General features: G+C 35.0%; 14 protein-coding genes. 4 read left to right on the top strand and 10 right to left on the bottom strand.

Going from position 1 to position 13,605, the window contains the following annotated elements:
• Positions 1-61: 61 nt before the first annotated feature.
• Complete coding sequence (locus AC1RRQ_RS21350) at positions 62-355, top strand: SH3 domain-containing protein (protein WP_071638698.1); 294 nt, start codon at positions 62-64, stop codon at positions 353-355.
• Between the two features lie 387 nt (positions 356-742).
• Here AC1RRQ_RS21350 and AC1RRQ_RS21345 read toward each other — a convergent pair whose 3' ends face one another.
• From AC1RRQ_RS21345 to AC1RRQ_RS21335, 3 genes are all read right to left on the bottom strand, one after another.
• Positions 743-1,114, bottom strand: coding sequence for a LysM peptidoglycan-binding domain-containing protein (locus AC1RRQ_RS21345; RefSeq protein WP_493024987.1), 372 nt, complete (start codon positions 1,112-1,114; stop codon positions 743-745).
• A gap of 8 nt (positions 1,115-1,122) precedes the next feature.
• Positions 1,123-1,599, bottom strand: a complete 477-nt coding sequence (locus tag AC1RRQ_RS21340) for a BON domain-containing protein (RefSeq protein WP_493024986.1) — start codon at positions 1,597-1,599, stop codon at positions 1,123-1,125.
• 249 nt (positions 1,600-1,848) lie between these two features.
• Entirely contained in the window at positions 1,849-2,349 is a 501-nt protein-coding gene (locus AC1RRQ_RS21335) for a hypothetical protein (RefSeq protein WP_493024985.1), read from the bottom strand.
• 359 nt (positions 2,350-2,708) lie between these two features.
• Here AC1RRQ_RS21335 and dnaX point away from each other — a divergent pair, with 359 nt between their 5' ends.
• Positions 2,709-3,794 carry a DNA polymerase III subunit gamma/tau gene (gene dnaX, locus AC1RRQ_RS21330; protein ID WP_493024984.1) on the top strand — a complete coding sequence of 362 codons (1,086 nt, stop codon included), beginning with the start codon at positions 2,709-2,711 and terminating at the stop codon, positions 3,792-3,794.
• A 115-nt stretch (positions 3,795-3,909) separates the two neighbouring features.
• Here the strand turns inward: dnaX and AC1RRQ_RS21325 are convergent, their stop codons facing one another.
• On the bottom strand, positions 3,910-4,059 hold the full coding sequence (locus tag AC1RRQ_RS21325) for a hypothetical protein (protein WP_493024983.1): 150 nt from the start codon (positions 4,057-4,059) through the stop codon (positions 3,910-3,912).
• A gap of 10 nt (positions 4,060-4,069) precedes the next feature.
• Between AC1RRQ_RS21325 and AC1RRQ_RS21320 the strand changes: the two genes are divergently transcribed.
• A complete protein-coding gene (locus tag AC1RRQ_RS21320; RefSeq protein ID WP_493024982.1) occupies positions 4,070-4,492 on the top strand; it encodes a DUF8439 domain-containing protein in 423 nt (140 codons plus the stop codon).
• A gap of 94 nt (positions 4,493-4,586) precedes the next feature.
• Here AC1RRQ_RS21320 and AC1RRQ_RS21315 read toward each other — a convergent pair whose 3' ends face one another.
• The 6 genes from AC1RRQ_RS21315 to AC1RRQ_RS21290 all read right to left on the bottom strand — a co-directional run bounded on the left by AC1RRQ_RS21315 (position 4,587) and on the right by AC1RRQ_RS21290 (position 10,090).
• Entirely contained in the window at positions 4,587-5,165 is a 579-nt protein-coding gene (locus tag AC1RRQ_RS21315; protein WP_493024981.1) for an NAD(P)H-dependent oxidoreductase, read from the bottom strand.
• Between the two features lie 158 nt (positions 5,166-5,323).
• Positions 5,324-5,890, bottom strand: a complete 567-nt coding sequence (locus AC1RRQ_RS21310; RefSeq protein ID WP_493024980.1) for a Crp/Fnr family transcriptional regulator — start codon at positions 5,888-5,890, stop codon at positions 5,324-5,326.
• 12 nt (positions 5,891-5,902) lie between these two features.
• Positions 5,903-6,484: a TMEM175 family protein gene (locus AC1RRQ_RS21305; RefSeq protein WP_493024979.1), complete on the bottom strand. Its 582-nt coding sequence runs from the start codon at positions 6,482-6,484 to the stop codon at positions 5,903-5,905.
• Positions 6,485-6,594: 110 nt separating this feature from the next.
• Positions 6,595-7,485 carry a Ppx/GppA phosphatase family protein gene (locus AC1RRQ_RS21300; protein WP_071638707.1) on the bottom strand — a complete coding sequence of 297 codons (891 nt, stop codon included), beginning with the start codon at positions 7,483-7,485 and terminating at the stop codon, positions 6,595-6,597.
• 35 nt (positions 7,486-7,520) lie between these two features.
• Complete coding sequence (gene ppk1, locus AC1RRQ_RS21295) at positions 7,521-9,599, bottom strand: polyphosphate kinase 1 (RefSeq protein WP_493024978.1); 2,079 nt, start codon at positions 9,597-9,599, stop codon at positions 7,521-7,523.
• A 5-nt stretch (positions 9,600-9,604) separates the two neighbouring features.
• Positions 9,605-10,090, bottom strand: a complete 486-nt coding sequence (locus AC1RRQ_RS21290) for a SixA phosphatase family protein (protein ID WP_493024977.1) — start codon at positions 10,088-10,090, stop codon at positions 9,605-9,607.
• 500 nt (positions 10,091-10,590) lie between these two features.
• Here AC1RRQ_RS21290 and AC1RRQ_RS21285 point away from each other — a divergent pair.
• Positions 10,591-13,605 (top strand): choice-of-anchor L domain-containing protein (locus AC1RRQ_RS21285; RefSeq protein WP_493024976.1); only part of this gene is annotated, 3,015 nt, incomplete at its 3' end.

The raw sequence follows: 13,605 nt of genomic DNA, 5'->3' as shown, positions 1-13,605 counted from the left end.
CATAACTTTTTAATTTTAAAATAGTTATCTTTAAAAATCTATAATTTTAAATTCAGTTATCATGAAAAGAATGTATCATTACGCAACTGTTTCAAAGGCTTTAGATCAATTAAATGAAAAAGGATTTACATGCGATTTTAATCGAAATGCTGATATGATTAAAAAAAATCCTGAGAAATTTGAAATTGTTCATGTGTATCGATACGAAGGGGATTCGGACCCAGGCGATGAGGCAGTTGTTTACGGAATTAAGTCCACTACGGGCAAAAAAGGAGTTTATGTAGCAGGTTTTTCCGCCGATTCAGATCAGGAAACTGCAAAGTTTTTATTTGATTTAAGTATTAGGGGAAGATAGTTTTTAAGGAGCTATTTCCTGCTATTCGCTTCAATCTTTTGTGTCTCGTTAAAGAAACGAGACACAAAAGGATTTTCGCTGCTATCAGGGCTAGGCATTCTGTTTCAAAAGAAAAATTATCTTTTTCCATTTTCAAAAAAACTACAATTTTGTCATGCCGAGAGAGGAGAATTTCTTGTCTTTTCGGAATTTTCAGAGGAAATCCCTCGTCCCTCGGGATGACATAAAATAAGGAAAGTCTTTGGGCTCTTTGCGGTTAAAAAAACTTTCTCAAAAGTGTGATTGCTTCGTTCCTCGCAATGACATAAAATGAAAATAAACTTTGCGGTTAAAACCAAAAAAAGCCCATCATTACGACGGACTTTTAAAACACACAACTTAAATAAATTATGCTGTTGGTATTTTCAATTTCCAGCCTGGCTGAATAACGTCAGGGTTTTTAATAATATCTTTATTGGCTTCATAAATAGCCTGCCATGAAACGCCGTGTGCTTTTCCAATTTTTGATAAAGAATCACCGCCAACAACTGTATATTCTGTCGAAACACCTTCTGAAACTTCAATATTCATCACTACATCTGCCGATCTAAAATCCGGATCTATTTTTCCGTAAGCAGCCCAAAGTTTTTCTTTATCATCTGCAGATTTTGCTGTTCCGTCAACGTACAGCACGTTATCTTGTTCTCTTACCTGTAAATCAGCTACTCCTAAATTAGAAGCTAAATCTGTTAACTCTTTGTATTTATCTTTTAAACTCATAACATCAATTATTTAATAGTTAATTTGTTTTCTACTTTTTTAGGTTTCAATTCCTGAACGCTTTTTATCAAATTCTGCAATTGGCTTCTTTTGATATCTCCGGTAAGTGTAACCACACCGTCTTTAACTGCAGCCGTTACACCGCTGTACGTTTTTACAACCTCATTTACTGAAGTCGTTAAAACAGCATCAGGATTAATTTCTACAGGAGCTGCAACTACAGGTTCCGGAGCCGGGATCTCACAATTATTCACTACCGATTTAACACCTTTTATTCCTTTTATTATGCTTTCTGCATTTTGTTTGAAAGCATCATCTTTACAAGTACCCGAAATAGTCGCAACACCTTTCTCTACAGTCACTGAAACGCCAGGCAATTCGGTTAATTTTGCAGTAATTTCTTTTTGAATATCTGCATCTTTAGGTCCACAAGCCACTAATAAAAAAGCAAAACTCATCCCCAATAAAATCGATCTAATTTTCATAATGATATCTTTTTTAAATTAATTAATCTTCTAAGTTAACGAATAATTTAATTAAATATTACAAAATAATCTTACATTTTTAATTATTATTGATTTCTTAAAATTAGAGCATAAAAAAAGTCCTGAATTTTTAAATTCAAAACTTTTATAATAGCACAGAATGCAAATGATTATCTATCAATAAATTAAATTCAACACATTCTTTTTATTTCAATTTAAAAAACTTTATCTATTCTTAAAATAAAGCTGTTATTTTAAATCCTTCATCAATTTTAAATAACTGGATAAAACATCTAAATTTTTATCTAATCCTGCTTGATAAACATCGACAAAATAAACTTCATCTTCATCCATTCCGTTTAGAATTCCTTTTTTTGAAGCGTCAATATCACCTTTTCTAACAATCAAAATTTTATAATATTGATTATCATCTTTTAAAGTCATTTCATTAAAATCTGATACTTTAGAATCATTGTTAATATTGGCCTGACCAGTATCGGCTCCTAAATAAACCTGAAATTTCCCGAAATCATAATAAGGATTGTTATTGTCGTAGTTTCGATAGGTTTTTCTATTCCCTTTTTCTAAAATAAAACTTTTTACCCTCTCAAAATCTTTCTTAGAAAACTGATCTGAAATTTTCAAATAATCGGCTTGAGTTGCATTCATGGTTTGTGATGTAATTTTAGAAATTCCAAATAGTATCAGTAAAGGAATCATTGATTTTAAAATAATCGAAATAACTTTCATTGCTTTCTTTTTAGTAAATTCTTACTACTTCTGGATTTTTATAATTAAAAATAACATTTTTTAGTGAGATTGCTTCGTTCCTCGCAAAGACTTTGATTGTCGATGATGATTGCGATCCTTCGACTTCGCTCAGGAAGACAAATCTACAATTAAAAAAATCCGCGCAAATCCGCGTTTTCGCTTTAGCGGATCTGTTTTATCAGTGTTCAATTTTTTTCGCACTTATATCTAAAATGTGTAATTTAAATATCTTACTTCCTCACATTCAAACCCATCAAAAAAACAGTCCAATATTTATGATTTTCAGATTTGTGATTTGGTAATTTTCGGCCTATATTTGCTATCGAATAAAAAAGAATATGGAACAATTTGTAGTATCGGCTCGTAAATATCGCCCGCAGACCTTTAAGGATGTTGTGGGACAAAAAGCCATTACCAACACTTTGTTGAATGCTATTGACAGCAATCACCTTGCTTCTGCTCTTTTATTTACAGGACCGCGTGGAGTTGGAAAAACTACTTGTGCACGTATTTTGGCTCGAAAAATAAATCAGCCTGGATATGATGATCCAAATGAAGATTTTGCTTTTAACGTTTTTGAGTTAGATGCTGCTTCAAACAACTCGGTTGATGATATTCGAAACCTTATTGATCAGGTTCGAATCCCGCCGCAAACCGGACAATATAAAGTATATATTATTGACGAGGTTCACATGTTGTCTTCGGCTGCTTTTAATGCTTTTCTTAAAACATTAGAAGAACCGCCAAAACATGCTATTTTTATTTTAGCGACAACCGAAAAACACAAAATCATTCCAACGATTTTATCTCGCTGTCAGATATTTGATTTCAAAAGAATTACGGTAAAAGATGCTAAAGAACATTTGGCTGATGTTGCCCAAAGTCAGGGAATAAATTTTGAAGACGATGCTTTGCACATTATTGCTCAAAAGGCAGATGGTGCAATGCGTGACGCTTTATCTATTTTTGACCGTGTGGTTTCGTATTGCGGTACCAATTTAACGCGTCAGGCCGTAACCGAAAACCTAAACGTTTTAGATTACGAAACCTACATTAGTATTACCGATTTGATTCTGGAAAATAAAATTCCGGATCTATTAATTGCATACAACGACATTCTTGCAAAAGGTTTTGACGGACATCATTTTATTGCCGGATTAGCTTCTCATTTTAGAGATTTACTAGTCAGTAAAACTCCTGCCACTATTGCTTTACTTGAAGTTGGAGAGCAAGCACAGCAAATGTATGGCGTTCAATCTCAAAAATGTTCTCAAGAATTTTTATTAAAGGGAATTGACATTGCAAACGACTGCGATTTAAAATATAAATTAAGTCAAAATCAGCGCCTTTTAGTTGAATTATGCTTGATGCAATTGGCCTCTATCAACTTTGATGGAGAAAAAAAAAAGTTGAGCAATACATAATTCCTCCTACCTATTATAAAAATGGAAGTTTCTCAATTGTTGAAGTTCCAAATTTAAAGTCCCAAATTCCAAATAAGGAAGAAAACAGCAATGGCAATCAAAATGTCAATGTCAATCAAAACGACAATGGCAGTGCTAATCCTATAAATACCACAAACGAAGCTCCTGCTGCAGAAACTCCTAAAGTTGAAACTCCTGTTGCTCCTCGAGCTGAAATAGGCGGTGAAACAAAAGTTTCGGCATTTTCTTTGGCGAGTATTCGCAAGAAAAAAGAAATGGAGGCAAACAGTAAAAATTACGTTAAGCCTACTACCACTTCTGTTTTACCTACTGAGGAATTTACCGAAACCGAAATGCTTGTTCAGTGGAATAAATATGCAGAGCGTTTAGGTCAAAAAGGTTTAAAGATCATGGAATCGATCTTATTAATCAACGATCCTGTTTTAAAGGGAACCAACATTATTTACGAACTTCCAAATGAAGGATCTAAGCTGGAATTTGAAAGCCAGATTAATGCTCTTTTAGGACATTTAAGAGGTCATTTACACAATCATGACATCACAATTGAAGTAGTTGTAAACGAAACACTTGAAACTAAAAGAAGTTTAAACGATCAGGACAGATACAATCGTTTACATGAAATCAATCCAAACATCGATCTTTTACGTTCAACATTTGGATTGGATATATCTACGTAGTTTTTTTGCCGCGAATTACACGAATTTTCGCGAATTAATTTAAAGTTTCAGCATAAAGAAATTAGTGAAATTCGTGTAATTAGTGGCAAAAAATCTATTTGTTTTTCAATCCCAAATTATAAACTTTTTCGAGCCATTTTGCTCTTTGGAGATCATGAGAACCTTTTATGATTCCGATGTAAGTTACTTTTACGGGTTTTACACCACAGAATTCCAAAGTAGATTTCTTTAATTGATTTACACTCGGCCTTCCAAAAGAAAACCAATAATACCAGCCTGGCTGATCTAAAGTTGTAATAATATGGGCTGTTTTTCCTTTTAAGAGCTTATCCCACCAAACTGAATTTTCGCGATATTGAAATGCCATTCCGGGAAGGAATAATCGATCTATAAACCCTTTTGTAATGGCCGGAAGTCCGCCCCACCAAACCGGATGTACCCAAACTAGATGATCGGCTCTTTTTATTTTTTCCCAGGATTCTAATAAATCTGGTTCTAGTTCTGTGCGTTTTTGATAACCAAACTGTAAATTAGGGTTGAAGTTTAGAGAGGCAATTGTAATGGTTTCTACAACTGCTCCTGACTCGATTGCTCCTTTTTGATATTCGGCAGCAATGCCAAAATTAAAGCTGTCGGGATTTGGGTGTCCGTTTATAATCAGTATTTTTTTCATATCAATCTTTTTTCAAAAATACTATTCGGCTTATTTATTTTACTGGACAAATGTCCTGAAAAACTTATTTTTTTTGCCACAGATCAAAAAGATTTTAATGATTATTTTTTAAATCTAATCCTTTGTTTTAAAAGTAAAAACTATGCGTAATTTTTATTTTAGAAACTTGTAACTGCTTTTCTAATTCGGCTTAAGTGTCTTGGTGTAACGCCCAAATAGGAAGCCAGATATTGAAGCGGAATTAACTTTAAATACTTTTGATGGTTTTTAAACAACTCTTCATAACGCTGCGCACCGGAGAGTTTTTGAAAAGAAATCATTCTTTTCTGCAGGTTTACAAATTCTATTTCGGTTAGTTTTCTCCCTGTTTCCTGCCAGTTAAAACCTGACTGATAGAGTTTTTCGAGAGCTTTTCGATTTAAAACCTGCAATTTGGTATCGACCAAAGCCTGAACATTTTCTTCGGCCTTTTCCTGGGTTATAAAACTGGCAAACGAGGCCATAAATTCATTTTCGAAAGCAAAACAATTGGTGATTTCGTCACCTTTATGATTAAAAAAAAAGGAACGCAGAATACCGCTTTCGATAAATACAACTTCATTACAAACCTGATTTTCGGTCAATAACAATTCTCCTTTTTTAAGCGTACGAAACGTTATTAAATCATCTAAAAGATCTAATTCTTCTTTAGAAAAATCCTGAATAGACTGAAAAATGGTTTTCATTGTCAATTCCAATTAATTCTTTGAAGCAAAGGCTTTTTCTATTCTTTTATCGGGGATTAACCACAATAAAGCCACAGTTATATAAGCCGCGCCAGAAATCCATTCGTTATAAAACGAGAAAACGATTCCAATTAAATACAAAACAGAAGAAGCATTGCCTTTTACATCTTTTCCTATCGCTTTTGCAATTATCGAATCGCTGCCTTCGCTGACAATTATAATGCGCTGTAATATAAAGTAAGCTATTGAAGATAACAGCAATACGGTTCCATACAAAGCCATAGATGCTTTTGCAAAATTGTGCTCTCCCATCCATCCGGTTGCAACCGGAATTAAAGACAGCCAGAAAAGCAAATGCAGATTTGCCCACAGGATTTTACCGTTGATTTTGGTAAGGCTGTGAATTAAATAATGATGATTGTTCCAGTAAATTCCAACGTAAATAAAACTTAGTACATAACTTAAAAATTTAGGAATAAGCGGTTTTAAATCGGCAAATTCGTTTCCTTCCGGCACTTTAATTTCCAGAATCATAATGGTTATGATAATTGCCAAAACACCATCACTAAAGGCTTCAAGTCTAGTTTTATTCATTTATTAAAATTATGCTGATTATATTTTTTTTGCCACAGATTAAAAGATTTCAATAGATTATTTTTTATTTTAATCTGTGAAAATCCTTTAATCTGTGGCACTCTTTTTTTTTAAATTTTACCGTAATACATTGCTTTTACGATTCCGTCAGAAAGTCCAATTTTTGGTACAAAAATCTGGCGGGCTCCACTCCATTTCATCGCATTGAGGTAAATGCGTGTGGCGTGAATAATAACGTCGGCACGGTCAGAATTCAATCCTAATTCGGCGATTCTTTGTTCGTACGTCAGTGAATTTAAAAAAGCGTATTGAGAATTAATGTAAATGTACGAAAGCGGTTTTTCCTGCTGTTTTCCGGACATTTTAAATAATTTATTGATGTTTCCTCCAGAACCAATAAGGGTTACCTCATCATAATCTGCTGTGTTGGTTTTAATCCATTTTTCGATTTCATCCCAAACCACATCGTGAACCATATTATTCAATAAACGAACGGTTCCGGCTTTAAAGGATCTTGAATTAATCATTTTTCCATCAGAGAATAAAGTAAATTCGGTACTTCCACCGCCCACATCTACAAAAAGATAGGTTTCATCTGTTTTTAATAAATGGTGTAAATCTGTAGAAGCGATAATTGCCGCTTCTTTTTTACCATCGATAATTTCGATTTTGATGTCGGCTTTTTTCTTAATTAAAGCTACGACTTCTTTCGCATTATAGGCTTCGCGCATTGCCGATGTTGCAAATGCCATATAACGTTCTACTTTATGTACTTTCATCAAAAGGTTAAATGCTTTCATGGCATCGACCATTCGATCTATATTTTCTTCTGAAATTTCGCCTACTGTAAAGGCGTCTTGTCCCAAACGGATTGGCACACGAACAAGTGAACTTTTATTAAACTGGGGTTCTTTTCCATCCTGTTCTACAACATTGGATATCAGAAGCCTCATGGCATTCGAACCGATATCTATTGCTGCAAATTTCCTTATATTAATCATGCTCACTTTATGATTTTGTAATTTAGTTAATGTATTTAGTCTACTTTTTGAGGAACCTCTTCTAGTACCGAAATTTTATTTTGATAATATTTATAGGTTTCAAACTGGGCTCTAAATGGGGCATGATGATTTCTAGGCTTATATTTATTATCTAATTTATAAGAGTGGTATCTTACTTTTACGTTTCCTTTCCAGGCAATATTGAAATTATCGATTAGTTCTTTTTTAATTTCAAGGTCATACACAGGACAGGTTACTTCTACTCTTCCGTCAAGGTTTCTGGTCATAAAATCAGCTGAGGAAATGTATACTTCGTTTAAACCTGCGTTTCCAAAAATATAAATTCTGGAATGTTCTAAATAGTTATCGACTATACTGATGGCTTCGATGTTTTCGCTCATTCCCGGAATTCCAGGAATTAGAGAGCAGATTCCTCTTACCTGAAGCTGAATTTTTACTCCTGCATTACTTGCTTCATACAATTTATCGATCATTTTAAAATCAGACAAACTGTTCATTTTTAATTTAATGAATGTTTTTCGTCCGGCTAATGCATGAAGAATTTCACGATCAATTAATTTTACGAATTTTGTTCTTGTATAATGCGGCGATACAATTAAATGTTTGTATCTGTGTACTCTATAATTAATATCGAAAAATTCGAATATTTTAGAAATGTCTTTCAAAATTCCCTGATGACAGGTAAACAGCGTAACATCTGTATAAATTTTAGCCGTAGATTCGTTGAAGTTTCCTGTCGAAATAAATCCGTAACGACGTGATTTTCCTTCTTCGGTTCTTTCGATCACGCAAATTTTACTGTGTACTTTAAGACCTTTTATTCCAAAAATAAGTTCGATTCCTTCGGTCTGCATTTGCTCTGCGTAGGAAATATTCGAAGCCTCATCAAAACGTGCCTGAAGCTCAATTTGAACCACTACTTTTTTACCATTTTTTGCTGCATTAATCAGCGAACTGATAATCTGAGAGTTCTTAGCCAAACGATACAACGTAATCTTGATACTGGTTACTTTCGGGTCTAAAGCGGCTTCACGCAAAAATTTAGTCAAATACGAAAATGACTGATAAGGCGCGTGCAGTAAATAATCTTTTTTATTGATTTTTTCCAGGATACTTCCGTCAAGACTCAAACCCGGAACCGGTAAAGGTTCATTTGGTTTGTATAATAAATCGTAACGTCCTAAGTTTGGAAAACTCATATAATCACGACGATTATGATATCTTCCTCCCGGAATTATACTATCTGTTTCAACAATTTTCATTTTATCTAAGAAGAAGCGCAACGTATCATCTTCGATTAAACTATCGTAAATAAAACGAACCGGTTCTCCTATTCGGCGGTCTTTTACCGAAGTAGCAATTTTTTCGAGCATACTTTTACTCAAATCACTGTCGATATCTAACTGTGCATCACGCGTGATTTTAATCATGTGCGCCGAAACCGTTTTATAATCGAATATATTGAAGATGTTTTTCAGTTTAAGTCGAATTACATCATCGATTAATATTACATATTGTTTGTCGTCTTCTGATGGAAGTACCACAAATCTGTTGATTGTTTTAGGGATTTCAATAACAGCATAACGAACTTTATCATTATTCAGTTCTAAACGTACTGCCAAATAACCTAAAGTATCTTTTAATACTGGGAATTCTGCAAGATCATTTAAGATAATGGTTACCAATTCCGGACTTAATTTTTGCATAAAAAAGTCCTTTAAAAAGCATTCCTGCTTTTCTGTAACCTGGTCTTCATTAATAATAAAAATATTTTCGGCTTCGAGTTCTGTTTCGATATTGCCTAAAATACGTAAACTTTCAGATTGCTGCTGAATTACGATTTCGGTAATATCTTTAATTAATTGATGAGCAGAAACACCGCCTAAATATTTTTCGCCGGAAATTCCGGAAAGGCTCAATCTTCGAATCGCGGCATATCGAACTCTAAAAAACTCATCTAAATTGTTTGAAAAAATTCCAACAAAACGCAGTCTGTCTAAAAGAGGCACCGTATTGTCGCCTGCTTCCTGAAGTACTCTTGCATTAAACGCTAACCAGCTTTTTTCTCTATCGATATATTTCTGTTCGTACACTGTAATTATTTTAAGTCTTTGGGGAATATGGTTTTATGTGTTTTGCCTTTATTAATTGAGTCCCAGCTTTCTGAATCAAATTGCAGTGATACAAAGCCAGAAGTTGGAACATTATCGATAAAAACATCCCCAAATTTATTAACAAAATTTGTAATAGCCTCGTTATGTCCAAAAAGAATAACGCTTTCGAAACTATTATCACATGATTTAATAACCTTTTCGAGTTGTCTTTCATCAAAAGTATACAGGTCATCTCTATAAACAATACTTTCTATAGGATACGAAATGTTTTGTGCAAATATTAAAGCCGTTTCTGAAGCTCGTGCCGCAGTACTGCTCCATACTATATAAGTCTTTGGCAGATATTTTGAAATATGTGTCGAAACTTCATGCGCGTCTAAAATCCCTCTCTTTTGTAAAGGCCTGTCGAAATCTTTTAAAGGAGCTTCCCAACTTGATTTTGCATGACGTATTAAAATTAAATTTTTCATAAGCAGAAGGTTTAAAAAACCGCAAAAACGGACCGCGATTTTATTTAAGTTCTAATTTACAAAAGTTATTTTAATACTTCTTCTTTTTTTAATTCTGTTAACAGTATAAGCAAAATTTAACAAGTATAAATTATCCTTAAAGTTTTAACAATCCATCAAAATCGTTTTTTGATTTTTAGCAAAAAATGTACTTCATCCATTAAAACATACACTTGGTCGATATTTTCTATATCAGCAATAAATTAACTAAATAATTGATTATTAGTTATTTAAATAAATAAAAACTAGCTCATTTTCATTAAAAAAGAAAGAAAATTCGATATTAAATTTTGTCCAAATCAGTCAAAAAAATTTTTTTTTGAGTCAATTTTTGACAAAAAAAGAGCACTTAAACGAGTTTTTAGGTTAGTTACAGATAAAAAAATTTAAATAGAAAAACTCTAATATAATTTTGATTCTGTTAAAATATAACAAATACTTCAAAAACAAAATCCTAATATATGAGAACTAAATCTACTCTAAAAGAAGTAGGGAAATTGATTAAAGGTTGTAAGTATATTTTCCTATTTCACAAAAACAATCCGAATGAAGTGTTTCTTAAAATTAGATTAAAATTTATTTTGATTCTAGCTTTAAATTTTTCGTTCTATTGTTCTACAGTATCGGCACAGGAAGTTCCTGTGCGAGTTGGAAATACTTTACCAGCTGGCAAAGTAACATCGAAAACAACATCAAAGACTGAAACAGCAAGTGCTCTTGCAGCAGCGGCTGGTTCGATTGATGTTGCTAATCCATCTGCAGGTTACAACGGCTACACAGCCGATCAATTGGTTCGAAATGTTTTAACATCGGGCTGTTTAACTATTAACAATGTCCGTTTTGGATATTACAAAAAAAATACGAACAATACCTGGACGTGGAATAACCACACTTGGTCTTCGACTGCTGGAAACCGACAATTGGGTTATTACAGCAAAGCAACATCTAATTTTCCTATTGATGAAGGTTTGCTTTTATCTACTGGAAGAATCAGCTCTGCCATGGGTCCTAACACCTACACGAATAAAACAGACGAAATGGTAGAAGAGGCAAGTGATCCGGATTTAACCACAATTTCAGGAAAAACGATGCATGACGCTTCGATATTGGAATTTGATTTTATTCCGGATGGAAATCTGGTTGAATTTAAATTTGTTTTTGCGTCTGAAGAATATCTGGAATATGTTCATACCAACTACAATGACGCTTTTGGATTCTTTTTAAGCGGATTTGGAATAACCGGACCTTACACCAACAACGCCATAAATCTTGCCCAGCTGCCAAATGGTGATGCGGTAACGATCAACAATATTCACTCAGCAGGAACAAATGTGGATAATGTTTCTTTTCCAGATCATAATGTGGCGTATTACTCTAATAATCCTTTGGGTTCTGCAACAATGGAATTTGACGGAGCTACTGTTGTTTTAACTGCAACTTATGCTGTTACTCCGGGAAAAAACTATAAAATTAAAATGGCAATTGCCGATGCGTATGACCAGAAATGGGATGCGGGTGTATTTTTAAAAGCAAAAAGTTTTGCAACAAATACGCTGGTCATTACAAATCCGGCCCCAATATGTGCTAACGGAACAACCAATATTACTTTACCTGCCATTACTGCCGGAAGTACTTCTGGATTAACGTTTAGCTATTGGCAAGATGCTGCGGCAACAATTCCGTACAACACGCCAACTGCCGCAACTGTTGGAACATATTACATAAAAGGGCTTAATACTCAATCTGGATGTTATGATATAAAACCAGTTGTAGTAAGCCAGACTAATATTGTAATTACAGAAACAACGGCATCGCACTTAGATGTAAAATGCAAAGGTACTGCAACAGGATCTGCTGCGGTAACAGCTTCTGGCGGAACTGCTCCGTATACCTATTCGTGGAATACAACTCCGGTTCAAACTACTGCAACGGCAAGTAATTTAGCTGCCGGAACTTATACCGTAACCGTTACGGATTCAAAAGGCTGCAGCAATACGAAACAAGTTGTAATAACAGAACCAACGACTGTTTTATCTGCCACGACTTCACAAACCAATATTAATTGTTTTGGAGGTGCAACAGGTTCAGCCACAGTAACAGCATCTGGTGGTACGGGCGCATATACGTATTCTTGGAATACTACACCGGTACAAACAACGCCAACTGCCACAAACCTGACTGTTGGAACTTATATTGTTACTATTAAAGATGCTAATCTTTGTACACTTACTAAGACTTTTACTATCACACAGCCAGCGGCAGCTTTAGCTTTAGCCGCTTCGTCTAAAACAGACATTACTTGTTTTGGTGCAAGTACTGGAACAGTAACTGCGGGAGCTGTAACAAATGCTGTGGGAACAGTAACCTATTCCTGGAAAAACGCTTCAAATGTTTCTGTGGGAACTACAGCTTCGGTTTCGAATCTGCCTGCGGGAACTTATACACTAACGGTTACTGATAGCTGTTCAAGCCAGTCCAACTCGGTTACGATTACGCAGCCGAGTGCGGCTCTGGCGCTAGCTGCTTCATCTAAAACTAATGTAATTTGTTTTGGCGCAAGCACAGGAACAGTAACAGCTGGAGCCGTAACAAATTCAGTGGGAACAGTAACGTATTCCTGGAAAAACGCATCGAATGTTTCAGTGGGAACTACAGCTTCGGTTTCGAATCTGCCTGCGGGAACTTATACTCTAACGGTTACTGATAATTGTTCTTCACAAACTAATTCGGTTACAATTACGCAACCAAGTGCCGCTTTAGCTTTAGCAGCATCTTCTAAAACAGACATTACTTGTTTTGGTGCAAGCACTGGAACGGTAACAGCTGGAGCCGTAACAAATGCCGTGGGAACAGTAACGTATTCCTGGAAAAACGCATCTAATGTTTCAGTGGGAAATACAGCTTCAGTTTCGAATCTGCCTGCGGGAACTTATACTTTGACAGTTACTGATAATTGTTCTTCACAAACTAATTCCGTTACAATTGCACAACCGAGTGCCGCTTTAGCTTTGGCATCTTCTTCTAAAACAGATATTACCTGCTTTGGGACAAGCACTGGAACGGTATCTGCCGGAACCGTAACAAATGCGGTAGGGACAGTAACGTATTCCTGGAAAAACGCATCGAATGTTTCTGTTGGAAATACAGCTTCAGTTTCGAATCTGCCTGCGGGAACTTATACACTAACGGTTACTGATAGCTGTTCAAGCCAGTCCAACTCGGTTACAATTGCGCAGCCGAGTGCGGCTCTGGCCCTAGCTGCTTCGTCTAAAACTAATGTAACTTGTTTTGGCGCAAGCACCGGAACAGTAACTGCGGGAGCTGTAACAAATACAGTAGGAACAGTAACGTATTCCTGGAAAAACGCATCGAATGTTTCAGTGGGAACTACAGCTTCGGTTTCGAATCTGCCTGCGGGAACTTATACACTAACGGTTACTGATAGCTGTTCAAGCCAGTCCAACTCGGTTACAATT

This window comes from Flavobacterium sp. GW821-FHT12A05, assembly GCF_058807735.1.
Note: the sequence above shows the minus strand (reverse complement) of the source record. Positions and strands in the feature narration are given on the sequence as shown.